We start from the raw sequence: 26,615 nt of genomic DNA on the forward strand, positions 1-26,615 counted from the left end.
ACTGAGGCATTCCAGCCCCAATTCCAGCCCACAAATAGGATAAAAACCGCCCGGCCCGCTCCTTTCGGGCCGTACCTTTGTTACCCGAAAGCTACTAGTGCTACTCTCGCCTCATACCCCAGCTTATGTCGTTTAGATTCAAGCCCGCCGACGTGTTTGAAACCCGCCACAACGCCCCCGACCACGCCAGCCAGCAAGCTATGCTAGCCGCCGTGGGCGCCGCCGACCTGGCCCAGCTCATCGCCGAAACGGTGCCCGCCGCCATCCGGCTGCCCCAGGCGCTGGCTTTGCCGCCGGCCCTCACGGAGCGCCAGTTTTTGAAGCGCTTCAAGCAGATTGCCGGGCAGAACAAGGTGTATAAGAGTTACATCGGCCTCGGGTACCACGATACCACGCTGCCGCCGGTTATTCAGCGCAACATCCTCGAAAACCCGGGCTGGTACACCGCCTACACGCCCTACCAGGCCGAAATCGCGCAGGGCCGCCTGGAGGCGCTCATCAATTACCAGACGATGGTGATTGACCTCACCGGCCTGCCCATCGCCAACGCTAGCTTGCTCGACGAGGCCACCGCCGCCGCCGAGGCCCTGCACCTGCTGCACTCGCAAACCAAGAAGAAAAACGCCACCAAGTTCTTCGTCTCGGAGCAGGTGTTGCCCCAGACCATCGATGTGCTGCGCACCCGCGCCACGCCCCTAGGTATCGAATTGGTCATCGGCGACCACCGCACGGCCGACCTTGCCGACGAGGCTTTCTTCGGCGTGATGGTGCAGTACCCCGGCGCCAACGGCACGGTGTTCGACTATAAAGAGTTCATCGCCAACGCGCAGGCTAATAATCTGTTCGTAGTAATGGCGGCTGACCTGCTGGCCCTCACCCTGCTCACCTCGCCCGGCGAGCTGGGCGCGGATATCTGCGTGGGCTCGTCGCAGCGCTTCGGCGTGCCGATGGGCTTTGGCGGGCCGCACGCGGGCTTCTTCTCGTGCAAAGACCAGTTTAAGCGCGTTATTCCGGGTCGCATTATCGGGCAGAGCGTGGATGCGGCCGGCAACAAGGCCTACCGCATGGCCCTGCAAACCCGCGAGCAGCACATTCGCCGCGAAAAAGCGACCTCCAACATCTGCACCGCGCAGGTACTATTGAGCGTGCTGGCCGGCATGTTTGCCGTGTATCACGGCCCGAAAGGCATCCGCCAGTTTGCCGTGAACACGCACCTGTTCGCCCAGATTCTGGAAGCCGAGTTGAAGGCGCTAGGGGTCGAGCAGCTGAATAGCCACTACTTCGACACCCTCAGCCTGCGCCTCGAAAGCCACGAGATGCAGCAGGCGCTGAAGACCGAAGCCGAAGCCGCTGGCATCAACTTCCGTTATTACGAGGACACACTAGTGGGCATCAGCCTGCACCAGAACGTGGAATTCGACGACGTGCGCGACATCGTGGACATCTTCGCCAAGGTCCTAGGTAAGGAAGTAGCTACCACGGCCGCTCCTACCGCCGAGGCCGAGCTCACGCTGACCTGGCCCGCGCACCTCCAGCGCACCAGCGAGTACCTCACGCACGCCGTCTTCAACACGCATCACGCCGAGCACGAGCTGTTGCGCTACATGAAGCAGCTCGAAAACAAGGACTTGAGCCTCGCGCACAGCATGATTCCGCTGGGCTCGTGCACCATGAAGCTCAATGCCACGGCCGAGATGATACCCGTGACCTGGCCCGAAATCGGCCAGCTGCACCCCTTCGCCCCGGCCGACCAAACGGTGGGCTACCAGCAAATCATCCGCGACTTGCAAGCCTGGCTCTGCGAGGTAACCGGCTTCGCGGCCGTCAGCCTCCAGCCCAACTCGGGCGCCAATGGCGAGTACGCCGGCCTGCTGGCCATCCGCGGCTATCACCTCAGCCGCGGCGACAACCACCGCACGGTGGCGCTCATTCCGGCCTCGGCCCACGGTACCAACCCCGCCTCGGCCGTGATGGCCGGCATGCAGGTAGTGGTGGTGAAAAGCACCGACGAAGGCAACGTGGACATGGACGACCTGCGCGCCAAAATCGCCCAGCACGCCGACCGCCTGAGCTGCCTCATGGTGACCTACCCCAGCACGCATGGCGTGTACGAGGAAACGATTATTGAAATCTGCGAGCTCATTCACCAGGCCGGCGGCCGGGTGTACATGGACGGCGCCAACATGAACGCCCAGGTAGGCCTCACCTCGCCCGCCAGCATCGGCGCCGACGTGTGCCACCTCAACCTGCACAAGACCTTCTGCATTCCGCACGGCGGCGGCGGCCCCGGCGTGGGCCCCATCGGCGTGGTAGAGGATTTGATTCCCTACCTGCCCGGCCACGTGGTAGTGCCGGTAGAGGGCCGCACGAGCGGGGCCGTATCGGCCGCGCCGTGGGGCTCGGCCAGCATCCTGCCCATCAGCTACGCCTACATTTCGATGATGGGCGGCGCGGGCATCACCCGCGCTACCGAGCTGGCCATCCTGAATGCCAACTACATCAAGGCCCGCCTTGAGGCGCACTACCCGGTGCTCTACACCGGCGCGCAGGGCCGCTGCGCCCACGAAATGATTCTCGACTGCCGCCACTTCAAGAAGGCTGGTATTGAGGTCGAGGACATTGCCAAGCGCCTGATGGACTACGGTTTCCATGCGCCCACTGTGAGCTTCCCGGTAGCGGGCACGCTGATGGTAGAGCCCACCGAAAGCGAAAGCAAGGAGGAACTGGACCGCTTCTGCGACGCCATGATTGCCATCCGCAAGGAAATCACGGAGGTAGAGGAAGGCCGCGCTGATGCCAAGGACAACGTGCTGAAGCATGCCCCGCACACTGCGGCCGTGGTGCTCGTCGAGGAGTGGACGCGCCCCTACTCGCGCGAGCAGGCTGTGTACCCGCTGCCCTACGTGCGCGCCGCCAAGTTCTGGCCCACCGTATCGCGTATCGACTCGGCTTACGGCGACCGGAATCTCATTTGCTCGTGCACGCCGCTGGAGGAGTATGCCGATGAGCCCGAGCAATTGGTTTCGACGGATAAAGGCCCGTCGTACTAGGGTTGCGCGGACTTTGTAGTCCGCGTTCGTCCGGCTGCCCGCTAACGGACGCGGACTACAAAGTCCGCGTAACAATACAACGGCCGCTACTGCGTTAAATCTGCGCAGCCGGCCACCATCCAAAACACGCCAGACTGAGCTTGCGCAAGCACTCGGCCTGGCGTGTTGTAGTTTGGTCGAGTAGCTAAGCAAACTAGTCGGCTTGCCTACTTATTTTGGAACATTGGCGGAGTTGCCCGCGTTAAGCCAATACCTCCGCAACGCAGGATTATTCCCTTAATTTCTAGCCTTATGAACCGCATAAATCGTTTTATGGCCCTCGCGGTCACGGGCCTGGCCCTGGCCTTCGGCCTCAACGCCTGCACCACAGCCAACGTGGCTTCGACCAGCGATTTTGACCACGCCGTCAACTTCCGTGCCTACAAAACCTGGGCCTGGTACCCTAAGCAAGCCAACGACACTGAGGGCGGCCCCGCCCGCGGTTACGAGTCCTTCACCGACCAGCGCATCCGCGACGCCGTGACGAAAGACTTGGCCGCCAAAAACCTCACCGAGGTAGCCAGTAACGAAAACCCCGATGTGTATGTGGCCTACAGCGTGCGCGTCGAAAACCAGCAGCAGCGCGTGGCCGGTAGCCCCTTCGGCTACGGCTACCCCTATGGCTACGGGTACGGCGGCTATGGCTACGGCTACCCCTACGGTGGCTCGTACAACTACAAAGCCGGCACCGTCATCATCGACATCGTGGACGCCAAGCGCAAGGAGCTGGCGTGGCGCGGCACCGGCCAGGCGCAGCTCGACAAAAACACGATTACGGAAGAAGAAACCTACCGCATCGTAAACAGCGTGCTCGGCAACTACCCGCCCACGGATGACCGCCGCCGCCAGGCTACGCGCTAGGTAGCAAGCGAATAGAAAGCAAAAAGCCTCGCCAATCTGGCGAGGCTTTTTTATTGTTGGCGCTGGTGCATTACAGCCAATATGTCGATTTGACTACGCCCTATGTAGTAAATCATGCGGTAATTACCGACCAACAGCTGCCGCACTTTTTGCAGATTAGCTTTTGAATAAACAGGGCCCAGGTAGGGATTATCTTCCAATTGCCGGGCACGGTCAAAAAAGCGGTCAACAGTCGCTTCAGAATGACTGGCGGAAGTAAGGCGCAGATATTCGCCGATGGCAGTTACGTGGTCTATCGCATCATCTGTCCAATAGATAGTCATCATGTCTTGCGCAAGCGGGCCATTACTATGCGGCGAGCTTCTTCGTGCGGTACCAATCGGCCGGCTTCGCGCGAAGCCATAGCTTTTTCCAGCAATTGTATCTCGTACAGCTCTTGTTGCAAATCTTCCAGGGTAGCACCTTCGGGCAACTCATCAATTACTTGATGCGCAATAGCTTTGATGGCAGGCGACATAGCAGTAATGGTAAGATTATAAAAGCCTAGGTGTTACTAAATCGGCACGTTCACGTGGCGCTCGGCGTGGTACGACGAGCGCACGAGCGGGCCGCTTTCTACGTACTTGAGGCCCCGGCGCAGGCCCTCTTCGCGGTAGGCGGCAAACACCTCGGGGTGGATGAACTCGGCTACTTCGAGGTGGCGCTTGGTAGGCTGGAGGTACTGGCCCAGGGTCAGGATGTCGAGGCCGTTGGCCACGAGGTCGTCCATGGCTTGGTGCACTTCGTCCTGCTTTTCGCCCAGGCCCAGCATGATGCCCGACTTGGTGCGGTGCCCGGCCAGCTTGGTGCGGCGAATTTGCTCCAGCGAGCGGTCGTACTTGGCCTGCGGGCGCACGAGGCGGTAGAGGCTGCCCACGGTTTCCATGTTGTGCGAAATCACCTCCTGGCCGCCCGAAATCATCACTTCCAGCGCCGCCCAGTTGGCTTTTACGTCGGGTATCAGGGTTTCGATGGTCGTTTCGGGGCTCAGCTCCTTGGTAAACACCACCGTATCGCGCCACACGCTCGCGCCGCGGTCTTTCAGCTCGTCGCGGTTTACGGAGGTGATAACGGCGTGCTTCACTTTCATGAGGCTGATAGCCTCGGCCACGCGGCGGGGCTCATCGAGGTCCAGTTCCGAAGGGCGGCCGGTGGCCACGGCGCAAAACGAGCACGAGCGTGTGCAGACGTTGCCGAGTATCATAAACGTAGCTGTGCCCGCGCCCCAGCACTCACCCATGTTGGGGCAATTGCCTGACTCACAGATGGTATGCAGCTTGTGCTCGTCCACCAGCTTGCGCACGGCCGCGTAGTCGGGGCCGATGGGCAGCTTCACGCGCAGCCAGTCGGGCTTGCGGGCACGGGCGGGCGCCGGAGGCGCCACGGGTTCGGGCTGAATAATGGGGAGCGAAAGCAGCATAGTATCCATAGTGTAAAGTTAAACAACAAAGCCCCGGCAAAGTGCCAGGGCTCTGCAATGGCCAGATGGCCGGTGGCGCGGGGCGCTAGTTGCGGTGGCCGAGGTATAAGGTAAGGTAAACCGACGGCAGAAACTGCTTGTTCAGCAGGGTGAGGTCGGGGGCGGCGGGCGGCGAGAACGTCACCAGCCGCTGCGTGTAGGCCTCGACTAGAAAGCCCACCTCGGCCCCGGCCACGGCATCGCGGTAGCGGCCATACTCGAAGCTGAGCCCGCCGCGCAAATGCACGCCCGGCACAATCTTGGTTTTGCTGATACCGCTGAAAAACGGCGCCCGGTCGACGATGTAGTCGGAGTAGTTGGGAATAGTAGGGTCGTATTGCTCGTTCACAATCACGTCGTTCTGCGACGGCCCGCCGCTGCCGCGCCGCGCCCACGTCTGGTCGTAGCTGACGTGGTAGGGCATGAGCAGGCCGATGGACGGGCCCGCGCTCAGCAGGCCGTTGACCTGCACGCCCGCCTCGGCCGCCTTGCGAAACAAGATGCGCTGAATACCGATGGAAGGCCGCAGCGCGAAGGCGTAGTTGGTTTTGTAGAGCGTCCACGAGCCGCCGGTGTAGGCGCTGGTCACGGTTTCCTCCTTGGGGTTTTTGAAAAACACGCCCTCCAGGCTCCAGAACCACAGGCGGCGCTCGTCGAGCACCCGCGACGAGCGCACGTTGACGCCGCCGATAAGCCCGCCCTGGGTGTTGAAATTGATGCCAAACACCGTTTCGCGGCGGTACGACTGCTCGTCGGACGGCGCGGCCAGCGGGCGCGGCTGGGTAGTAGGGGCGGCGCTGCGGGCGGGCGGCTCGGCCGCAGGTGCTGCGGGGCGGGCCGTGGGCCGCGCCAGCGGCGGCGTGTCTTGCGCCTGGGCCGGCACTGCCGCTACGCCGCCCAGCACGGCCGCCAATCCAAGAGCTAGAACATTTTTCATAAGTGCATCAAAAATAACACAGTGCAAGCAAGTTAAATCCTAAAATCCGGCCGCCGCTACTACCGGCTCGGCAGCGCCGAGCTAGCTTCGCGGCATGATGACCGCACCCACCGCCACCGCCCGCTACGAAGGGCACCTCCGCACCCAGGCCACGCACGTGGCCTCGGGCACCAGCATCCAAACCGACGCGCCCGTGGACAACCACGGCCGGGGCGAAGCCTTTTCGCCCACCGACCTCGTGGGTACGGCCCTCGGCACCTGCATCCTCACCACCATGGCCATCGTGGCCGAGCGCCACGGCATCGACCTGGTAGGCAGCACCTTCGACGTCAAGAAAGTCATGAGCCAGGAGCCGCCCCGGCGTATCGCGCAGCTCGACGTAGACCTCTACCTGCCCGCCGCCCTCGGCGAGGCCGACCGCGCCCTGCTCGAGCGCACGGCCCACACCTGCCCGGTGGCGCTGAGTTTGAACCCGGAAATCCGCCAGGAAATTCGGTTTTTTTATCAGTGAGTAGAGTGAGGGGGTAGTAAGGTAAGAAAGAGCAGGGTATCGCTAGGTTTCCGCACTTTATCACCCCCTCACTTTCTTACTTCACCGTGGTAGCCACGTCGCTGAGGCGGATGCCCATGTGCGAGGCGTGGTAGGTGCATTTGCCATCCTGGATGAGCAGCAACTGCGGCGACTCGTGCTGCACGCCAAACTCCTGCGCAATCTGGGCCGAGATGGGCCGGAAGCGCAGCAAATCGAGGTAGTAGAGCGGGGTGTCGGCGGGCAGCTTGGCATCGGGCCACTGGCGCTCGAGCTTGCCCTTGGCCATGGCGCTGATGGAGCAGGTAGTGCTGTGCTTGAATATAAGCACCGGGTGCTCGTGCGACTCTTGCACGATGGCAGTGAGCTGTTCGGGCTGCGTGAGCGGAAGCCAAGAAGTGGCCATAACGAAGAAACTTAGTTGGAAGAAGCTTTTTGCTGCTTGCGTAACCGCAAGCCGGGGTATTTGGGTTCGGTTACGTGCGGCGTGCCGTCGCGGTCGAATTTGGGCTCGCCGGCTACCGCCGGCAGCGGGGCCGACTCGCCGCGCCTGGGTGGCCGGCGCGGCGCGCCGAGGTGGCTATCGGTGTAGGGCGTGGCAGTGCGGCGGGCTTCGCGCAGGGCGCGGCGCTCGGCGGCCCGCTGCCGCGCCGGGCTGCTGGCCTGGGTTTGGGCCTGGGCGGCCTGGGCCGTGAGCAATGCCGCCACCGCGAATAGAAGCTTGAATGTCATGGGTGGGAAGAAAGGAGAATGGTTTGGTAACGGGCTCCATTCACAACGGCTAAGCTGGGCCTTAGTTCCCGTTGTTTTCCAGCGTAGGGTCGGGCTTGGGCACGGGCGCTTTCTTGTCCTTTTTCTGCTTTTTCTCTTTCGGGGCCTTTTCTACCGGCTCGGCGGGGGCGGCTTCTACGGGCTGGTCGGTGCGCTCGCGGGGGCTGCCGTCGAGTTCGCCGCTTTTGCCCTTGTTCTTTCCTTTGCCCTTGGCCGACGACTTGCGCATCTTGCGGTTTTCACGGTTCACGTCGTTGTGCTTGAGCGGCCGGGTTTCGTAGTGGTGGTACTGGCGGCGCTTGAGCTTAGGCTTATTTTTGATAAGCAGCTGCTTATCATACTTGTTGCGCGTGCCTTCGGACAGGTCGCTGTACGAAAGCTTGCTGTCCTTTTTGGCTTCTGAGGCACCGGGCGCGGCGTTGGGGTCGGTGGCCCCGGTCACGGGCTCCTCGCTCTTGAGCACCTGGCCCTTGTGGCGGGCCTTTTCGGCGGCCCGGAATTTGGCCTTGGCCTGCTTCGACATATCGGGCGTGGGCAGGCGGCGCGGATGCACGATGTTTTCGTACACCGAGCAGCCGGCGAGCAGGCCTAGTAGCAGCAGCGGCAGCAGATAGCGGAGCAGGTTTTTCATACAAGAGGAAATGTAGCGTAAGCTTTAGCTTGCGTTGGCGTAAGCTCGCCGCTCATGCGCAAGCTAAAGCTTACGGTACACGCTTAATACTCGCGCAGCGCCCGCAGCTGCTCGCGCAGCCGCTGCTGCGGCAAAAAGTCGGCCTCCAGCTGCGGGGCGAACGGCACGGCCGTATCCAGCGCCGCCACGCGGCGCACCGGCGCATCGAGGTGGCTAAAGCAGTGCTCGGCCAGCCAGGCCGCGATTTCGCCGCCCAGGCCGCCGGTCAGCGTGTCTTCGTGCAGGATGAGCACGCGGCCGGTTTTGCGGGTGGTGCGGGCCACGGCCTCGGTGTCCCAGGGCAGCAGCGTGCGAAGGTCCAGGATGTCGGCCTTGATGCCCATTTCCTGGCAGGCCGCCAGCGCCCAATGCACGCCCAGCCCGTAGGTGATGATGCTGAGGTCGTTGCCTTCGGCCACCAGCGCGGCCTGCCCGATGGGCGTGGTGTAGTAGGCCTCGGGCACCGGTCCGCTGAGTGAGCGGTAGAGCAGCTTGTGCTCGAAAAACATGACCGGGTTGGGGTCTTCAAACGCCGCGCAGAGCAGGCCCTTGGCGTCGTGCGGGTTGCTGGGGTACACTACTTTCAAACCCGGCACGTGCGTAAACCACGCCTCGTTGCTTTGGCTGTGGAAGGGGCCGGCAGCGGTGCCCGCGCCGGTGGGCATCCGCACCACTACGTCGGCATTCTGGCCCCAGCGGTAGTGGCTTTTGGCCAGGTTATTCACAATCTGGTTGAAGCCGCAGGTCACAAAATCAGCGAATTGCATCTCCACCATCGCCTTTTTGCCCCGGATGCTCAGCCCCAGCCCCGCGCCCACGATGGCCGACTCGCAGAGCGGCGTGTTGCGCACGCGCCCCTTGCCAAACTGCTGCACGAAGCCTTCGGTAATCTTGAAAACGCCGCCGTACTCAGCAATGTCCTGGCCCATGAGCACGAGCTCGGGGTAGCGCTCCATGCTCTGGCGCAGGCCCTCCTGAATCGCATCGACATACCGCTTTTCGGGGGCCGGGCCGTCGGCGGGCGCAGCCGTGAGCGGCGCTTCAAAGGGCTGGTACATATCGGCCAGTTCGGTTTGGGCATTCGCCACCGGGGCCGGGGCTGCCTCGGTTTCCTGCCAGCCTTTTTCTATCTCGGCCTTAATGCTTTCGCGCATCTGGATGCGAGCCGTTTCGCTGATGATGCCTTCGGCCAGCAGCCACTTTTCGTAGTTTTCGACCGGGTCTTTGGTGGCCCACTCCTGCATCAGCTCGGCGGGCACGTACTTGGTGCCGCTGGCTTCTTCGTGGCCGCGCATGCGAAAGGTGAGGGCCTCGACCAGCACCGGGCGCGGGCGCTGGCGCAGGTCGTCGGCCAGGGTCTTGATGAGGTCGTACACGGCCAGCACGTTGTTGCCATCGACCTGCACGGCCTCCATGCCGTAGGCCGGGCCTTTGTCGACGAACGACTTAAACCTAAACTGCTCATTGCTGGGCGTGCTGAGGCCGTAGCCGTTGTTTTCGACCACGAAAATGACCGGCAGCTGCCACACCGCCGCCACATTCAGGGCCTCGTGAAAGTCGCCCTCGCTGGCCCCGCCGTCGCCCGAGTAGGTGAGGGTCACGCGGTGCGTCTCATCGAGCAGGTCGGCCAGGGCGATGCCGCCGGCCACGGCCAGCTGCGGCCCGAGGTGCGAAATCATGCCCACGATGTGGTGCTCGTTGGTGCCGAAGTGAAACGAGCGGTCGCGCCCCTTGGTGTAGCCCGTGGCCTTGCCCTGCCACTGCGCGAAGAGCCGCCCCAGCGGCACCTGCCGGCTTGTAAACACGCCCAGGTTGCGGTGCAGCGGCAAAATGTACTCGTCGGGCCGCAGGGCCAGCGTGCTGCCCACCGAAATGGCCTCCTGCCCGATGCCCGAAAACCACTTGCTGATTTTGCCCTGGCGCAGCAGTATCAGCATCTTCTCCTCGATGAGGCGCGGGCGCAGCAGCTCGCGGTAGAGGTGCTTGAGCAGGTCGTTGGAGTAGTCCTTGCGGTCGAAGGCGAGGGTGGGGGCAGACATGGAGACGGGCTAGGTGGTAGGCAAAGGTAGCGGCGGCAAAAGCAGCGGCCGAAGTAGCTTTAGGGCCAATTCATTTCTCTTTCATTATTACTTGTGAAACACTACTACCTGCCGGTTTTGCTGGTGGGGCTAAGCCAGCCAGCCGCCGCCCAGCTCAGCACCTCACCCGCCGCGGCCGACCCCGCGCGCCCCGCGTTTCGCGGCGACCTGCCCGACTCGCTGGCCGCGCTGCCCACGCCCGCCGGTACCTTTCGGCTGCAAGGGCAGACGCAGCCCATCCGGCCGTTTCTCACCGTGCAAGACCAGCTGCGTACCGTGGCCGGCGTGCAGGTAACGCCCTACGACGGCAGCCCTGGCAGCGGCAATGTGGTGCGCATCAGGGGGGCGGGCGTGCTGCTGGGGCAGGCGCAGCCGCTGTACGTGGTCGATGGCCTGCCTGCGCTTAATGATGACCTGACGCCCAACCAGGCATTTGGCCTGAGTTCGGCACCGCCCCCTTACGCAGTTGCGGTAGGTAGCAACTCCTCCTACACCCCAACCATTGCCGAGCAGCAGGCTGAAGTAGGGGCCAGCCCCTTGCAGCTGCTACCGCCCGAAAGCATCGAAAGCATCGAGGTGCTGGCCGGCCCGGCGGCCGTGGCGCGCTACGGGCCACTGGGTGCCAACGGCGTCATCAGCATCCGGACGCGGCGCGGGGCGGCCAACCGCCCGCTGCGGGTGCGCTACGCCGCTTACGCCGGGGTGCAGCAAGTGCGGCACCACTACGACTTGCTGAACGCCAGCGAGTACGGCGCGCTACTCAACGAGGTGTCGACTAATCGAGGGGGTGCCCCGCTCTACTCGCCGGCCCAGTTGGCCCAGTTCGGCGCGGGCACCGACTGGCAGCGCGAAACGTACCGCGCCGCGGGCTTGCAGCAGCACCAGCTGAGCCTGGAAGGCAGCCACGCGGCCACTTCGTACCTGCTCAGCGCCGACTACCGGCAGCAAAGCGGCGTGCTGCCCAACCAAAACCTGCACCGCTACGGGCTGCGCCTGGCCCTCGACCAGCGCGTGGGCACTCGCCTTACGCTGCGCGGCACGGCCGCGCTGGGCCAGACCGACCAGCGCCAACCCATCGTGACTACCTACGCGGGGCCTACCCGCGCCGCCCTGCTGGCCCCGCCCACGGAGCTGGTGCGCACTAGCCAGGGCACGTATAATGGGTTTGCGGGTAGCAATACGAATGGCTTTCCCAATGCGCTGGCGGAAGCCGACTACCGCTACCGCACCCCGCGCACCCGCCGCCTGCTCACGCAGCTGGCCGCCGACTACGAGCCCCTGCGCGGCCTGACGGTGCAGGCCGCCGCCAGCTTTCAGCGCACGCTGCTCGATGCGGAGAGCAACACCTACTACTACCGCTACCAGAACGGCACCACGCAGCCCACCGAATCGCAGCCCTACGCCACCCAAACCTACCGCACCGGCCAGTGGAACGCCCGCCTGGCCCTGCGCTACCAGCGGCAACTGGGCCAGCACCACCACCTGGCCGCCGAGCTCGACTACCAGTACCAGCGCCTCAACGCGTTCGGTGGCCGCACCGACTATTCCTTCGTCGACAAAACGGACCCGCAAAGCGGCTCCTACGGCACCTACGGCTACTATGAGTTACAAGCCGAAGGCTTGCGCCTGCACCGGCCGTGGGCCAGCCTCCGCTACGCGCTCGACAGCACGCTGGAGGTGCAGGCCGGCCTGAGCTATGGCCGCTACTACAAGGAAGATATTACGCGCTTCTATCCCAGCGCCCAGGTGCGCTGGCACACCCGACCGGGGGCCCTCGATGCCAGCCTGTGGGTAGGGGCCGCGCGCACCAGTGTGCTGGCGCTGGGGTACGGGCTTTTTGGGCCGGTGCGGCTGGAGCGTCCGTATCAGCCAAACGGGCCCATTGGCTTCCCTATTAATCCTCAATTGCAGGCACCGCTCTACAACAACCAGGTAGAAGCGGGCCTGCAACTGGCCTCGCGGGCCGGCCGCCTGCGGGGGCAGCTGGTGGCCTACCAGCGCACCAGCCACCACGCGCTGCTGGCCGAGCAGCGGGGCCTGCCACCAGGCATCGGCTATACTAGTTTTGCCCAATACAGCGAAGCGACCATCCGCAACCAGGGCCTGGAGCTGACGCTGGCCGCCACTTGGCAAGCGGGCCGGGTACAGGGCAGCACCACGCTGGCCGCGTCGGCCAACCGCAACCGGGCGCAGGACGACGAGACGCTGGCGCGCCTGAGCCCCAAGTACGACAACCAGCCAGTGGGCGCCTTCTACGGGCTCCAGCAGGATGGCCTCACCAGCACTGGCGCCCTGCGCTACCGCGACCCCAATGGCAGCGGCCGGCCCGACTACGACGACCAGGCTGTGCTGGGGGCGGGCATTCCGGCCCAGTTGCTCAGCCTGAGCCAGCAGCTGCGCCTGGGGCGCTGGGGCCTGGATGCCCAGGTCGATGGCCTGTTTGGCTACCAGGTGCTCAACCACCAGCTAAACTTTCTGGACGTGCCTACCGGCCGCACCAACAATGCCACTACCGTGCGCGACCGCTGGACGCCCACCAACCAGGCTACCTCCGTGCCCGCGGCTACGCCTGATTACTATCTGCTTTTCACCACCGACCGCCTGCTCGAAAACGGCAGCCACGTGCGCTTGTCGTCGCTCACGGCTACCTACCGCCTGCGCCAGGCAGCCAGTAGCGATATCAGCCTATGGGCCGGCGTGCAAAACCTGTTTGTGCTCACCGGCTACCGCGGCTACGACCCCAACGTGAGCAGCGGGGGCAGCGTGCCCTACCTGGCCGGGCAAGACTACGGCGCCGTGCCCGTGCCGCGCACCTGGCTGCTGGGCGTGCGCGCCAGCCTATGATTTAAAGCAAAAACCGCAACTACTGCGCTGGCTGGGCTGTTTAGCCCCCGATGTACCTTGCGGCCGTTTTATCGTCCTGTTCATCTCTTACTTTGCTATGATACACTTCCAGGAATTCACCCTCGCCAACGGCCTGCGCTGCCTCGTCCACGAAGACTTCACTACCCCGCTGGCCGTGCTCAACGTGCTCTACGACGTGGGCTCGCGCGATGAGCACCCCGGCCGCACGGGCTTCGCGCACCTGTTTGAACACCTGATGTTTAGTGGGTCAAAGAATATTCCAAACTACGACGAGCCGCTGCAAAAAGTGGGCGGCGAGAACAACGCCTTCACCTCGCAGGACATCACCAACTACTACCTCTCGCTACCGGCCGCCAACCTCGAAACCGGCTTCTGGCTCGAAAGCGACCGGATGCTCGACTTGGCGTTCTCCGAAAGCGGCCTCGACGTGCAGCGCAAAGTAGTGGTCGAAGAATTCAAGCAGAGCTACCTCAACCAGCCCTACGGCGACGTGTGGCTCAAGCTCAAGCCCCTGGCCTACCAGCACCACCCCTACCAGTGGAACCCCATCGGCAAGGAAATCGCCCACATCGAAGAAGCCGAAATGGCCGACGTGCGCGCCTTCTTCCAGAAGCACTACGCCCCCCAGAATGCCGTGCTGGTAGTGGCCGGTGCCGTAGCTCTCGATGAGGTAAAGCGCCTGGCCGATAAGTGGTTTGGCCCCATCGCGGGCGGCCCGCGCTACGAGCGCCAGCTACCCCAGGAGCCCGTGCAAACCCAGGCGCGCCACGCCGAAGTAACGGCCCCGGTGCCGCTCTCGGCTCTCTACAAAGCCTACCACATGCCCGCCCGCCTCGATGCCCGCTACCACGCCATCGACCTGCTGAGCGACGTGCTGGGCCGGGGCAAAAGCTCGCGCCTGCACCAGCGCCTGGTGAAGGAATTAGAGTTGTTCAACAACATCTCGGCCTCGCTCACGGGCGCCCTCGACCCCGGCTTGTTCGTCATCAGCGGCAAGCTGAATGCGGGCGTAGCGCTCGAAGCCGCCGACCGCGCCGTGGAGGCCGTAGTGGCTGAAATGCTGGCCGCCGACGTGCCCGCCGCCGAGCTCGATAAAGTAAAAAACCAGGCTGAAACGGGCCTGGTTTTCGGCGAAATCGAATTGCTGAACCGCGCCCTGGCCCTGGCCATTGGCAAGCTGCTGGGCAATGCCAACCTCGTGAACGAGGAGCCGGCCATGCTGCAAGCCGTGACGCCGGCCGACATCCGCGCTGCCGCCGAACTAGTGCTGCGCCCCGAAAACTGCACTACCCTCTACTACCGCGCCGCCGAAAGCGCCGACGCGGCCGAAATGGAGGAAGAGTTGACTACGGCCGCCTAGCAGCTGGTAGACTTTTTTGCTAGGTATAGAGAAATAAAAGCAGAGGTCATGCTGAACGTAGTGAAGCATCTCTATCGCTTCATTGAACGGTTTGGATGAAGCGATAGGGATGCTTCACTGCGTTCAGTAGGACTCACATTTCCCCCAAATTTTATAAGCTATTGTTTGGGCGTGCCGAGCGTGGTGTTGCGCTTGGCGGGGGCGGCGGCCCCGTCGTAGGGCGGCGTGTTTTTGCCGTTGTAGCGCGGGTCCTGGATGGGCTGGCCGGGGGCGGCGTAGCCCGACTGGGCCTGGCCTTTGGCGTTGTCGTTGGTGCTGGCCAGCGGGCTGGCGTTGCGGGTAGCGGGCGGCTGGCCCGCCCGCGCCGCCCGCGCCGCAAACCGGGTAGTGCGGGCAGGCTTTTTGGTGGGCGTCGTTTGGGCCACGGCGGCCTGGGCAAGTAGCGCCAGGCCGAGCAGCGGCAGGCAAAGGGAGCGGAGCATAAATCCAGAATTAAAAGTGAACGGCGCGCCACTACTAACAACCGGCCCGCCAGCCCCCTCGCATACGCAAAACGGCCACGGAAGGCTAAGTCCGTGGCCGCTGCACCAAAACAGAAAGAAGAGTGAGAAAGGCGGTTTTGGAAGAAGGTGTGGGCTAGCGCTGCGCGGGCAGCGTGCTGTTGGTAGAGGTGGCACGGCGCAGGGGGCGGCCGTCGTAGTCGGTGGTTACGCCGTGCGAAACCTGGTTGAGCGGCATGCCGGGGGCCGACGATACGTTGGTGCGGGGGCGGTAGAGGGTGCCATCATCGGGCAGCTCCACGGCGTCGTTGCTCCAGCCGCTCCAGCCCGGCTGGGTGCTGGGGGTAGCCATGGCCAGCGTAGGGTTTTTGGCGGCGGCTTTTGCGGCTGCTTCTGCCTGCTTGCGCTCGCGGGCCGTGAGGGTGCGGGCCGCACGGCGCGTGGTGCGGGCCGTTTTGGCGGCCGAGGCGGGCGACTTCGAGTTATCGACCTGGGTTTGGGCCGCAGCCGTTTCGGCGGTGAACAACAGGCCGAAGCCGAGCAGGGGGAGGAGCAGTTGGCGTACCATAAACGTGAGGCGAAAAAAGAAAATGAAAGGGGAGTTGGGGAGTTGAAAAGGTAGTTGCAACGCTCGTGCCAAACTTTTGCGCGCGGGCGGCGGGCGGGGGCGTGGTGGCGGCTAAAAAGGCCTTCCTACCCACCCGCGCCCGCCGTACCTTTGTAGGTATCATGCAGGAATCTATTTCGGCCCTCGCCGCTGAGGTGGCCGCCGCCGACGTGAGCAGCGCCGCCGCCCTCGACCAGTTTCGCCTTCTCTACCTGGGCCGCAAAGGCCGCCTGGCCGACCTCTTCGACCAGCTCAAAACGGTGCCCAACGAGCAGAAACGCGCCGTGGGCCAGCAGCTCAACGGCCTCAAGCAGCAGGCCCAGGCCCGCTTCGACGAGGCCCAGGCCGCCCTCGAAGAGGCTACCGCTAACCAGCCCGCCGATGCCGGCTTCGACTACACGCTGCCCACAGTGCCCCACGCTCTGGGCACCCGCCACCCGCTGATGCTGGTGCGCGAGCAGATGCTGCGCATCTTCGCCCGCATCGGCTTCGCGGTGGCCGAAGGCCCTGAAATCGAAGATGATTGGCACAACTTCACGGCCCTCAACTTCCCCGAAAACCACCCGGCGCGGGATATGCAGGACACGTTTTTTGTAAGGAGTGAGGGAGCGAATGAGCGAATGAGTGAAGGGGCGGATGCCGCTGACTCAACTCACTCACTCACTCATTCACCAAATCACCTCTTGCGCACCCACACCAGCACCGTGCAGGTGCGCGTGATGGAAAACGAGCCGCTGCCCATCCGCCGCGTGATGCCCGGCCGCGTGTACCGCAACGAGGCCATTTCGGCGCGGGCGCACATGCTCTTCCACCAGATTGAGGGCTTGTATATCGATGAGAACGTGAGCTTTGCCGACCTCAAGCAGACGATTTACTACTTCGTGCGCGAGATGTTTGGCGAGGATATCAACATCCGGTTCCGCCCCAGTTACTTCCCCTTCACCGAGCCCAGCGCCGAGATTGACATCACCTGCCTCATCTGCAAGGGCGCGGGCTGTAACATCTGTAAGGGCAGCGGCTGGGTCGAAATCGGCGGCAGCGGCATGGTCGACCCCAACGTACTGGAAAACTGCGGTATCGACTCGGAAAAATACACCGGCTACGCCTGGGGCATGGGCATCGAGCGCATTACCATGCTCAAGTATCAGATTAAGGATTTGCGCCTTTTCACCGAGAACGACGTGCGCTTCCTGCGCCAGTTTGAGGCGCTCTAGGACACTTAGGCCGCTTCGGTTACTTTCTAAAAGCCTCGAACTAACTACCTGGCGTGGTTGGTTCGAGGCTTTAACTGTTTGGGAGTCGTAAATTTGCAGGCTCTTTTCGCTAGTTATTTCAATGTTGCCCGTGCTGAACCGGGCAGACTTCCGTGCTTTATGAAAGTTAGAACGCTTAAACAAAACAAGGTCAACGTTATCACCCTAGGTTGCTCCAAGAACCTCGTAGACTCGGAAGTGCTCATGGGCCAGCTGCGGGCCAACGACTTCCAGGTAACCCACGAGGCCAAAAAGTCGGATGCTAACATTGTCATTATCAATACCTGTGGCTTTATCGATAACGCCAAGCAGGAAAGCATCGACACCATTCTGCGCTACGCCGACGAGAAGGAAGCCGGCAAGCTCGAAAAGCTCTATGTAACCGGCTGCCTCTCGCAGCGCTACAAAGACGAGCTGGAGGAAGAAATTCCGCAAGTCGATGCCTACTTCGGCACCCTGGAGCTGCCCCAGATGCTGAAGGTGCTGGAGGCCGACTACAAGAAAGAGCTGGTAGGCGAGCGCCTGCTGACCACGCCCAAGCATTACGCCTACTTCAAAATCGCGGAGGGCTGCAACCGCCCGTGCTCGTTTTGCGCCATCCCGCTGATGCGCGGCAAGCACGTAGACCGCCCGATGGACGACCTCGTAACCGAGGCCAAGCGCCTGGTGGGCATGGGCACCAAAGAGCTGATTCTCATAGCCCAGGACCTCACTTACTACGGCTTGCAAGCCTACGGCGAGCGCAAGCTGCCCGAGCTGCTGGAGCGCCTCTCCGACGTGCCCGGCCTCGACTGGATACGCCTACAATACGCCTACCCCTCGCAGTTCCCGCTGGCGGCGCTGGATGTGATGCGCGAGCGCGACAACATTTGCCGCTACCTCGACATGCCGTTGCAGCACATTTCGGATAATATGCTGAAAACCATGCGCCGGGGCATCACCAGCCGCCGCACCAAGGAGCTGGTGCGCGAGATTCGCGACCGGGTGCCGGGCATTGCGCTGCGCACCACGCTCATCGCCGGCCACCCCGGCGAAACAGAGGCCGACTTCGAGGAACTGTGCGAATTCGTGCAGGAGTCGAAGTTTGAGCGCCTGGGCATTTTCACTTATTCGCACGAAGAAAATACCCACTCGCACACGCTGGTAGACGACGTGCCGGCCGAGGTGAAGCAGGAGCGCGCCGACCGCATCATGGAAATTCAGCAGCAGATTTCGCTGGATTACAACGAGTCGCGCGTGGGGCAGACGTATAAGGTGCTTTTCGACCGGCTCGAAGGCGGCTACTACGTGGGCCGCACCGAGTTCGACTCGCCCGAGGTGGACAACGAGGTACTCGTGCTGGCTACGAATGACCTGCACATCCCGCAGGGTAGCTTTGCCAACGTGCACATCACGGGGGCTAGCGACTTCGATTTGTACGGCGAGGTAGTGCGGTAGGGGTTTTTACGTCGGTCATGCAGAGCGCAGCGAAGCATCTCGCGTGGTGCACTATTCTCAACTTCATTGATTACTGCGCCACGCGAGATGCTTCGCTGCGCTCTGCATGACCGTTGTTTTAGCTGGCCTGCCGACAACCTTTCCCGCCCGGCCGGGTTTTGCCCTGAATCTTGCGCTCACTTTTCCCCGCGCTCATGGCTGCTGCCGACTGTATTACCCTGCCCTACGCCGCTACCGGCGCGTTTTCGGGTCTGCTGACTGACTATATCGCCGGCTCGCCGGCCCTGGCGCCCTTCTACCACCGCCGGCCCGAGCTGGCCGCTTTTCAGGCCCAAATCGAAGAAAAGCAAGCCGCCTACTCGCCCGAAGCGCGGCAGCGCCTGGTAGCCGACCTGCGCGCCCAGTATGCCGAACTGGGCGGTGAGGTGCCGCCCGCTGTGGCCGCCAACCTCGATTTGCTGGCGAAGGCTACGACCTTCACCATCACGACCGGACACCAGCTCAACCTGTTTACGGGGCCGCTGTACTTTGTTTATAAGATAGTTACGGCCATCAAGCTCAGCCAGCAGCTCAAGGCTGAATATCCGCAGTACGACTTCGTGCCGGTGTACTGGCTGGCGACCGAAGACCACGACTTCGCCGAAATCAACCACTTCCAGCTTTTTGGCAAAACGCTGAGCTGGGCCGGGCCGGGCGAAGGCCGCCTGGGCGGCCCGGTGGGCCGCCTGCCGCTCGATGGGCTGGCCGAAGAAATCCTGAGCCAGCTGCCGCCCGAAGTGCCGGCTGCGTTCAAAGACGCCTACGCCAGCAGCACCACGCTCAGCGAGGCTACCCGCAAGCTGGCTACCAGCCTCTTCGGTAGCTACGGCCTGGTGTGCCTCGATGCCGACCGCCCGGCCCTCAAGCAGGCGCTGAAGCCGCTGCTGAAGCAGGAAATCCAGGGCCAGCTGTCCAACCAGGCGGTGCAAGCCACCAACGCCCAGCTCACGGCCGCCGGCTACAAGCCGCAGGTATATTCGCGCCCGCTCAACCTGTTCTTCCTCACCGACGAAGGCAAGCGCGAGCGCCTGGAGCCCGACGCCGCCCCCGGTGCCGACTGCACCCAGGTAACGGTGCGCGGCACCAGCCGCTGCCACTCGCAGGCCGAACTACTAGCCCTGGCTGAAGCCGAGCCCGTGCGCTTTAGCCCCAACGTGGTGCTGCGCCCGGTGTACCAGGAAATTCTCATGCCCAACCTCGCCTACATCGGCGGCGGGGCCGAGGTAGCGTACTGGTTTCAGCTGAAAGGCGTGTTTGAGGAGTTCGGCGTGACTTACCCCATCGTGCTGCCCCGCAACTCGGCCATGTACCTGAGCCGCGCCAACGCCGGCAAGCTGCGCAAGCTGGGTGTGGGCACGCGCGACGTTTTCAAGCCTTTGGCGGAGCTGAAAAAGCAGGTCGGTGCCCAGCTGGGCCAGGAAGAAATAACCCTGGCCGACCAGCAAGCCGCCCTCGCCGCCGCCTACCAGCAGGTGCAGGACCTGGCCCAGCGCCTCGACCCCACGCTGGTGAAAGCCGTGGCTGCCGAGGCCCAGAAAGCCACCGGCGCGCTGGCCGGCCTCGAAAAGCGCCTCGCCAAAGCCTCCGAAGCCAAGCACGAAACCGCTTACTCGCAGCTCACGGCCCTCAAAGACAAGCTCTTCCCCGAAGGCGGCTTGCAGGAGCGCACCGACAACGTGCTGAGCGTGCTCCTGAACAACCCCGGCTTTATCGACCAGCTCCTGCACTGCTTCGAGCCGCTGACGCTGGTGTTCGCGGTGATGGAGGAAGGGTAGCGGGCTGGCTGAGCGGCGGGACAGTAGCGCGTAATCGGTAGGGTAGAGCTTGAGACTGGTTGTCACGGCTGCTGCCTTACTTAGCGTATGAAAAACCAACAACCGGGCCGCTGGCTCGTTGCGCTGGCCGCGCTGGCTATCGCCCCGCTGGGCGCGTGGGGGCAGTTTAAGCCCCGCCCCAAGCCGCTGCCCGCGCCTACGCCGCCGGTGCCGGCCATTGCCAACCCGGTGCTGGCCGGCGACTTTCCCGACCCGTCGATAACCAAGGTGGGCAACACCTACTGGGCCTCGGCCACGTCGTCGAACTGGGGGCCGGTTTTTCCGCTTCTAAAATCAACCAACCTCACCGACTGGACGCTGGTAGGGCACGTGTTTCCGCACGGGCGGCCGGCCTGGGCCGATTATTACTTCTGGGCGCCCGAAATCAGCGAGGAAAAGGGGCGGGTATATGTGTACTACACCGCCCACAAGCGCGGCGGCAACCTGTGCGTGGCCGTGGCCAGCGCCGACCGCCCCGAAGGCCCCTACCGCGACCATGGCCCGCTGGTGGGCCAGCCCGATGGCTCCATCGACGGCTTTCCGATGCTCGACGAGCACGGCCAGGCCTACCTGCTGTGGAAAGAAGACGGCAACAGCGTGCAAAAGCCCACGCCCATCTGGGCGCAGCGCCTGAGCGACGACCGCACCACGCTGGTGGGCGAGAAAACGGAGCTGCTGCGCAACACGGCCCCCTGGGAGGGCAACCTCGTGGAGGGCCCCAGCGTGGTGCGGCACGCGGGCTACTTCTACCTGTTTTATGCCGCCAACGGCTGCTGCGGGCACAACTGCACCTACGGCACCGGCGTGGCCCGCGCCAAAAGCCTGCTCGGCCCCTGGGAGAAGTACGCCAAAAACCCCATCCTGACCAAAAACGACGCCTGGACCTGCCCCGGCCACGGCACTACGCTCCAGCGCGCTGGCCGCTGGTACATGCTGCACCACGCCTACGAGGTAGGCAGCTTCGAGTACGTGGGCCGGCAGGGCGTGCTCAGCGAGTTCAGGTGGACCAAGGACGGCTGGCCGGAATTCTTGAACAACCACAGCATCCCGAGCACGCCGGCCAAAACGCCCGTCGTGGTGGCCGACGAGTTTGCGGGCACCGCGCTGGCCCCGTGGTGGCAGTGGCCCATCACGGCCGATGAGCCGCAAACCAAGCTGACCGGGGGCCAGCTACGCCTCGGGGCCCGGCCCGCCGAGCAGGGCGGGACCCTGCTGGGCCGCTCGACGCTGGCCGCCAACTACACCGCCGCCGCTACGCTGCTGGCCCCGGCCGCCCTGCCGGCCGGCACCCTGGCGGGCGTGGCCGCCATCGGCGACCCCGACAATGCCCTGAGCCTGCTGGCGGGCCAGGGCCAGCTACAAGTGCAGGAGCGCCGCGCCGGCAAAACCCGCGTGGTGGCCACCGTTGCCCTGCCCGCCACGGCCCGCGCCGTGCAGCTGCGCGTGCAAGCCCGGGCCGGCATCCATTACCAGTTTGCCTGGAGCCTCGATGGCCGCACCTGGACCAGCCTGCTACCCGCCGGCGAAAGCCTGAACGGCCAGTTTTTGCCGCCCTGGGACCGGGGCGTGCGCGTGGGCCTGGTGGCCCAGGGCGCGGCCGCGGCCACTTTCGAGCGCTTCGAGCTGCGCAATGAGTAGTAGGTTTTTGCCGCTGCGCAAAGCCGTATTTCGCGCCACATGGGCGAAAATAGCCGGGGCCCTTGGGCGCTCCCCAAAGCAGCGCCATGCGCCACTGCCGGGCCGGCCTGCGTAAGTTTGGCCTCCTAACCGCTCCCTCTTATGTTCGACTTCACAGAGCAACCCCACCGCCGCTTCAACCCCCTGCTCGACGAGTGGGTTCTCGTTTCGCCGCACCGTGCCAAGCGCCCCTGGCAGGGCCAGCAGGAAGAAAACCAGGCCGACAACCGCCCCGAATACGACCCCACCTGCTACCTCTGCCCCGGCAACACGCGCACCAGCGGCGACGTGAACCCGCAGTACCCGCACCAGTTCGTGTTCGACAACGACTTTGCGGCCTTGCTGCCCGAGGGCGAAACCGGCACCTACGAGGAAGGCGGCCTGCTGCGCGCGGAAGCCGAAACCGGCCACTGCCGCGTCATCTGCTTTTCGCCCAAGCACAACCTGACCTTGCCCGAAATGGAGGTGTCAGAAATCCGCCGCGTGGTGGACACCTGGACCGACGAGTTTCGCACGCTCGGGGCCGACCCCAATATCAACTACGTGCAGATTTTCGAGAATAAGGGCTTCGTGATGGGCTGCTCGAACCCGCACCCGCACGGCCAAATCTGGAGCGAGCGCACCGTGCCCGACCTGCCCGCCAAGGAGGCCCGCGCCCAAAAGGCGTATTTCGAGCAGCACGGCCGCACCCTGCTGGCCGACTACTTGGCCATCGAGGAGAAAACCAAAACCCGCTTCGTGGTCGAAAACGACACCTGGGTGGTGCTGGTGCCCTTCTGGGCCGTGTGGCCCTTCGAGACGCTGGTGCTGCCGCGCCGCGCCGTGCAAGACCTGACGCAGCTCAACGACCAGGAGCGCGACGGACTGGCCGACATCCTGAGCCAGCTCACCATCAAGTACGACAACCTGTTTGAGGTGAGCTTCCCGTACTCGGCCGGCTTCCACCAGCGGCCCACCGATGGCGGCGAGCACCCCGAGTGGCACCTGCACATGCACTTTTTGCCGCCGCTGCTGCGCTCGGCTACGGTCAAGAAATTTATGGTGGGCTATGAGCTGCTGGCCAATGCCCAGCGCGACATCACGCCCGAGCAGGCCGCCGAGCGCCTGCGCGCCCTGCCCGCCGTGCACTACAAGGCGGCCGCCGCAAAGTAGGTTTTTAAGCTAAAAAAAGAACCCCGGCCGCACGGCGGCCGGGGTTCTTTGCCTATGGGCGTCCAGGCTTCGGACAGAGCTGCCCGAAACCCTTGCCCGCGTCTGCCTACTGCTTGATAAGCTTGAGTAGCTGGGTGCCAGTGCTGGTACTGAGGCGCACTAGGTAGAGGCCGGCGGCGTAGCCTTGCGTGGGTACGGCCAGCGTTTGAGCCTGCCCGGCCTCAGCTTGGCCGCTGGCCAGCTGTTGCACCAAGCGGCCTTGGGCATCGTACACGGCCAGGGTGTAGGCCTGGGCCAGGGGTAGCGCGAAGCTGAGTTGCAGCGCGTCGCCGAACGGGTTGGGGTGGCCCGCCAGGGTGAGCGCCAGGGCACTGGTCGCGCCGCCTACTGCGCTGGTAGTCGACCTGGCCGGCGTGGTGGCGGTGGCCTCGGTAGACTGGGTGGCCACGCGGGTGGCGATGGTGGCGGGCGTCACGGTAATGCTCACGGTGGCCGGGTCGCCGCACACCAGCGGCGAGCCCATGTTGCAGGCGTAGTAGGTAAAACTGTCGCTACCCACAAAGCCGGCGTTGGGCACGTAGCGGAACGAGCCGTCGGGGTTGAGCACGAGCGTGCCGTTGCTAGTGCGGGTGATGAGGATGGCGCGCGGGTTGGTGCCCAGGTCATTCGCCAGCACGTTGCCCGTGAGCGGGGTGCCGGCCGGCGTGGTGTACGAGTCGGCCACCGTAACGGGGCCGGTGCGCGTTACCGAGATGGTAACGGTAACCGGGTTGCCACAGAGCAGCGGCTCGGCAGGGTCGCAGGCGTAGTAAGTGAAGCTGTCCTGTCCCGTAAAGCCCGCGTTGGGCTGGTAGCTGAATGAGCCGTCGGGGTTCAGTACCAGCGTGCCATTAGCGGGGCGATTAATAAGAATGGCGCGGGGGTTGGTGCCCAAGTCGTTGCTAAGCACGTTGCCCATCAGCGTTATGCCTTGCGGAGTGGCGTACGAGTCGGCCACGGTGGTGGGGGCCACGCGCACCACGAAGGGGATGGTCGAGGCAGCGGTGCCGTAAGACGTAGTCACGCTCACCGGGCCGGTAGTGGTACCAGCGGCTACCACGGCCGTGAGGCTGGTAGGCGAATTGACGACAAACGAGCTGGCGGGTGTGCCATTGAAGCTGACGGCCGTGGTGCCGGCCAGGTTGGTGCCCGTAATGGTGACGCTGGTGCCCACCGGCCCGGTAGAGGGGATTGGTCGCGGAACCGTCGGGGCCCTGTCATCAAGCGTATATACTTCCCCTGCAAAGGGTATATTCGTGAGGCCGGTGCTCAAGCCGATAGTATTGACGAGGTCCAGGCGCAGGGTGCCACGGCCGGCACCAGCAATCACATCCACGGTGTACGTGGTGCCCGAGCCGAGCACGGCCGAGACGACGGCCGAGCTGATGCCTGACGTGGTGAGCGAAAAATTATAATACGAGAGGCCCGTGACGGGGGCAGCAAAGGTCACCGCGTAGCGCACACTAACGGCGTTGATAGGGGCCCGACGAATGGAGACGACCTGGGTACTAACCAGGGTGGTGAAGCTGATGGCAGTGCCATAGCTGGTGCCCGCGCTGTTGGTGGCGTAGGCCCGCGCGGTGTAGGTCGTACCGGGAGTGAGGGTAGTAAAGAGTCTTGTGAAGCTGCCCGTGCCCGCGCCGTTGCCATCCCGAATTACCCCTGCGCCGCCGATGGTGGGGGCGGTGTTGGTGCTGCTGTATACCACGCCGCGGTCCGTCACGGCGGCGTTGCCGTCGCTGGTGACGACGCCGCCCAGCACGGCACTGGCCAGCGTGGTGCTGTTGCTGGTAACGTTGGTGACCGCCGTCGTCACGGTGGGCACACTCGTCACCGTAAACGCCACTCCGCCGCTGGTGCCACTAGGCGTGGTCACGGTTAGGGGGCCGCTGGTGGCCCCAAGGGGCACGGTAGCCGTGATGGTGGTGGCATTAACTACCGCAAAGGTGGCGGCGGCCGTGCCGTTAAAGCGCACCACCGTGGCCCCCGCCAGGTTGGTGCCCGTGAGCGTCACACTCCCGCCCACCGGCCCACTGTCAGGGCTGAGACTCGTCAGGGTAGGGGCGTACATGGTTGTATTCAGCAGCACGCTGATGTTGTCGGTGCTTTCGTTGGCTGTGAGCAGGTCGGGCTTGCCATCGCCGTTCACGTCGGCTACCGCGAGGCCAAAAGGCTGGCTGTTAGCGCCCGTGCCAAAGGCGGGCACCGCCTGGAAGTAGCCCGTGCCGTAGCCCAGCAGCACGCTGGCGTTGTTGGTGCTAGGGGTGGCCGTGAGCGCGTCCAGCTTGCCGTCGCCATTCACGTCGGCCACGGCGATGCTATAGGGGGCGCTAAGGATGCCCTTGCCGTAGGGGGTAACGGCCTGGAAGGAACCAGTGCCATTGCCCAGCAGCACGCCAACCGTGCCGCTGCTGGAGTTGGCCGTGAGCAGGTCGGGCTTGCCGTCGCCATTCACGTCGGCCACCGCAATGCCAAAGGGATTGCTGCCGCTGCCCGTGCCGTAGGTAGTAGCGGGCTGGAAGGTGCCGTTGCCGTTGCCCAGTAGCACCCCGGCCGTGTTGCTGCCGTAGTTGCCCGTGAGCAGGTCAAGCTTGCCATCGCCATTCACGTCGGCTACCGCAAGGCTACGGGGGCCGCTGCTGCTGCCCGTGCTGTAGGTGGTAGCGGGCTGGAAAGTGCCGTTGCCGTTGCCCAGCAGCACCCCGGCCGTGTTGCTGCCGTAGTTGGCCGTGAGTAAGTCGGGTTTGCCGTCGCCGTTCACGTCGGCCGCCGCCACGCCGTCAGGAATGCTGCCGCTGCCCGTGCCGTAGGTAGTGGCCGCCTGGAAAGTGCCGTTGCCATTGCCCAGCAGCACGCTGATGTTGTTGGTGCTTTCATTGGCCGTGAGCAGGTCGGGCTTGCCGTCGCCATTCACGTCGGCCACCGCGATGCGGCGCGAATCGCCGCCGCCCGTGCCGTAGGTAGTAGCGGCCTGAAAAGTGCCGTTGCCGTTGCCCAGCAGTACCCCGGCCGTGTTGCTGTTGAAATTGACCGTGAGCAGGTCGGGCTTGCCATCGCCGTTCACGTCGGCCGCCGCAATGCTGAGCGGGCTGATGCCGCCCGTGCCGTAGGTGGCGGCGGGGGCAAAGGTGGGGGCAGGATTTTGGGCCTGCGCCGCGCCGGCCGTGGCCAGCAGCACCCCCAGCGCCGCCAGCGAGCGGCGCGGCCAGGAGGAGTAAGCGTATCGCATAAAAAAGAAGGTAGGAAAAGGTGCGTCTGCAAAAAGCAGGTACCAAAGCTACTGTTGAGGTGTGGGTATATAGCATTTAGTTTACTATTAATTATACTTTACCCTGCATGCACCAGGCAGCATGCTGCCTGGTGCATGGGCTGGCCGGGGCCGCCGCCGACGCGGCAACGCGGGGCGGCTCGGGGGGCAGTATCAAGCGTGGCCTTGCGC

At 63.9% G+C, this 26,615-nt stretch carries 21 protein-coding genes; 10 read left to right on the forward strand and 11 right to left on the reverse strand.

The annotated features are described in order from the left end of the window. The first annotated feature begins 125 nt into the window (after nt 1-125). Nucleotides 126-3,050 (forward strand): aminomethyl-transferring glycine dehydrogenase, encoded by a 2,925-nt coding sequence (gene gcvP / locus VFO93_RS16135; RefSeq protein ID WP_325135400.1) that lies wholly within the window; start codon nt 126-128, stop codon nt 3,048-3,050. Between the two features lie 291 nt (nt 3,051-3,341). Further along, nucleotides 3,342-3,950, forward strand: a complete 609-nt coding sequence (locus tag VFO93_RS16140) for a DUF4136 domain-containing protein (protein ID WP_325135401.1) — start codon at nt 3,342-3,344, stop codon at nt 3,948-3,950. A gap of 50 nt (nt 3,951-4,000) precedes the next feature. Here VFO93_RS16140 and VFO93_RS16145 read toward each other — a convergent pair whose 3' ends face one another. The 4 genes from VFO93_RS16145 to VFO93_RS16160 all read right to left on the reverse strand — a co-directional run bounded on the left by VFO93_RS16145 (nt 4,001) and on the right by VFO93_RS16160 (nt 6,385). Beyond that, nucleotides 4,001-4,276, reverse strand: a complete 276-nt coding sequence (locus VFO93_RS16145; protein WP_325135402.1) for a type II toxin-antitoxin system RelE/ParE family toxin — start codon at nt 4,274-4,276, stop codon at nt 4,001-4,003. Further along, entirely contained in the window at nt 4,273-4,467 is a 195-nt protein-coding gene (locus VFO93_RS16150; RefSeq protein WP_325135403.1) for a hypothetical protein, read from the reverse strand. Before VFO93_RS16150 ends, VFO93_RS16145 begins: the two co-directional genes overlap by 4 nt. A gap of 36 nt (nt 4,468-4,503) precedes the next feature. Then, a complete protein-coding gene (lipA, locus tag VFO93_RS16155) occupies nt 4,504-5,406 on the reverse strand; it encodes a lipoyl synthase (protein WP_414653598.1) in 903 nt (300 codons plus the stop codon). Nucleotides 5,407-5,494: 88 nt separating this feature from the next. Beyond that, a complete protein-coding gene (locus tag VFO93_RS16160; protein ID WP_325135405.1) occupies nt 5,495-6,385 on the reverse strand; it encodes a hypothetical protein in 891 nt (296 codons plus the stop codon). Between the two features lie 94 nt (nt 6,386-6,479). Here VFO93_RS16160 and VFO93_RS16165 point away from each other — a divergent pair, with 94 nt between their 5' ends. Beyond that, the gene (locus VFO93_RS16165) at nt 6,480-6,896 is read left to right on the forward strand and encodes an OsmC family protein (RefSeq protein ID WP_325135406.1); all 417 of its coding nucleotides are present in this window, start codon (nt 6,480-6,482) and stop codon (nt 6,894-6,896) included. A 76-nt stretch (nt 6,897-6,972) separates the two neighbouring features. Here the strand turns inward: VFO93_RS16165 and ytxJ are convergent, their stop codons facing one another. The 4 genes from ytxJ to VFO93_RS16185 all read right to left on the reverse strand — a co-directional run bounded on the left by ytxJ (nt 6,973) and on the right by VFO93_RS16185 (nt 10,394). After that, a complete protein-coding gene (gene ytxJ / locus VFO93_RS16170; protein WP_325135407.1) occupies nt 6,973-7,320 on the reverse strand; it encodes a bacillithiol system redox-active protein YtxJ in 348 nt (115 codons plus the stop codon). A gap of 11 nt (nt 7,321-7,331) precedes the next feature. Next, nucleotides 7,332-7,646, reverse strand: coding sequence for a hypothetical protein (locus tag VFO93_RS16175; protein WP_325135408.1), 315 nt, complete (start codon nt 7,644-7,646; stop codon nt 7,332-7,334). A 61-nt stretch (nt 7,647-7,707) separates the two neighbouring features. After that, on the reverse strand, nt 7,708-8,316 hold the full coding sequence (locus tag VFO93_RS16180) for a hypothetical protein (protein ID WP_325135409.1): 609 nt from the start codon (nt 8,314-8,316) through the stop codon (nt 7,708-7,710). Nucleotides 8,317-8,399: 83 nt separating this feature from the next. Continuing rightward, nucleotides 8,400-10,394, reverse strand: a complete 1,995-nt coding sequence (locus tag VFO93_RS16185) for a dehydrogenase E1 component subunit alpha/beta (protein WP_325135410.1) — start codon at nt 10,392-10,394, stop codon at nt 8,400-8,402. Nucleotides 10,395-10,487: 93 nt separating this feature from the next. On the opposite strand from VFO93_RS16185, the gene VFO93_RS16190 reads away from it, so the two are divergent. Together VFO93_RS16190 and VFO93_RS16195 are read left to right on the forward strand one after the other, a co-directional pair. After that, complete coding sequence (locus tag VFO93_RS16190) at nt 10,488-13,277, forward strand: TonB-dependent receptor plug domain-containing protein (protein ID WP_325135411.1); 2,790 nt, start codon at nt 10,488-10,490, stop codon at nt 13,275-13,277. Between the two features lie 97 nt (nt 13,278-13,374). Next, nucleotides 13,375-14,658: a pitrilysin family protein gene (locus VFO93_RS16195; protein WP_325135412.1), complete on the forward strand. Its 1,284-nt coding sequence runs from the start codon at nt 13,375-13,377 to the stop codon at nt 14,656-14,658. Nucleotides 14,659-14,816: 158 nt separating this feature from the next. Here the strand turns inward: VFO93_RS16195 and VFO93_RS16200 are convergent, their stop codons facing one another. Both VFO93_RS16200 and VFO93_RS16205 read right to left on the reverse strand, forming a co-directional pair. Then, complete coding sequence (locus VFO93_RS16200; RefSeq protein WP_325135413.1) at nt 14,817-15,140, reverse strand: hypothetical protein; 324 nt, start codon at nt 15,138-15,140, stop codon at nt 14,817-14,819. Nucleotides 15,141-15,294: 154 nt separating this feature from the next. After that, entirely contained in the window at nt 15,295-15,726 is a 432-nt protein-coding gene (locus tag VFO93_RS16205; protein ID WP_325135414.1) for a hypothetical protein, read from the reverse strand. A gap of 161 nt (nt 15,727-15,887) precedes the next feature. Here VFO93_RS16205 and pheS point away from each other — a divergent pair, with 161 nt between their 5' ends. The 5 genes from pheS to VFO93_RS16230 all read left to right on the forward strand — a co-directional run bounded on the left by pheS (nt 15,888) and on the right by VFO93_RS16230 (nt 23,137). Then, complete coding sequence (gene pheS / locus VFO93_RS16210) at nt 15,888-16,979, forward strand: phenylalanine--tRNA ligase subunit alpha (protein ID WP_325135420.1); 1,092 nt, start codon at nt 15,888-15,890, stop codon at nt 16,977-16,979. A 159-nt stretch (nt 16,980-17,138) separates the two neighbouring features. Next, nucleotides 17,139-18,455, forward strand: a complete 1,317-nt coding sequence (gene rimO, locus VFO93_RS16215) for a 30S ribosomal protein S12 methylthiotransferase RimO (protein WP_325135415.1) — start codon at nt 17,139-17,141, stop codon at nt 18,453-18,455. A 194-nt stretch (nt 18,456-18,649) separates the two neighbouring features. Then, nucleotides 18,650-20,269 (forward strand): bacillithiol biosynthesis cysteine-adding enzyme BshC, encoded by a 1,620-nt coding sequence (gene bshC, locus VFO93_RS16220; RefSeq protein WP_325135416.1) that lies wholly within the window; start codon nt 18,650-18,652, stop codon nt 20,267-20,269. A gap of 87 nt (nt 20,270-20,356) precedes the next feature. Next, nucleotides 20,357-21,946: a family 43 glycosylhydrolase gene (locus tag VFO93_RS16225; RefSeq protein ID WP_325135417.1), complete on the forward strand. Its 1,590-nt coding sequence runs from the start codon at nt 20,357-20,359 to the stop codon at nt 21,944-21,946. A gap of 141 nt (nt 21,947-22,087) precedes the next feature. Further along, a complete protein-coding gene (locus tag VFO93_RS16230) occupies nt 22,088-23,137 on the forward strand; it encodes a UDP-glucose--hexose-1-phosphate uridylyltransferase (protein ID WP_325135418.1) in 1,050 nt (349 codons plus the stop codon). A 106-nt stretch (nt 23,138-23,243) separates the two neighbouring features. Here the strand turns inward: VFO93_RS16230 and VFO93_RS16235 are convergent, their stop codons facing one another. Next, the gene (locus tag VFO93_RS16235; RefSeq protein WP_325135419.1) at nt 23,244-26,405 is read right to left on the reverse strand and encodes a beta strand repeat-containing protein; all 3,162 of its coding nucleotides are present in this window, start codon (nt 26,403-26,405) and stop codon (nt 23,244-23,246) included. Nucleotides 26,406-26,615 lie beyond the last annotated feature (210 nt).

The organism is Hymenobacter sp., from assembly GCF_035709525.1.
In the GTDB taxonomy this organism is placed as follows: Bacteria; Bacteroidota; Bacteroidia; order Cytophagales; family Hymenobacteraceae; genus Hymenobacter.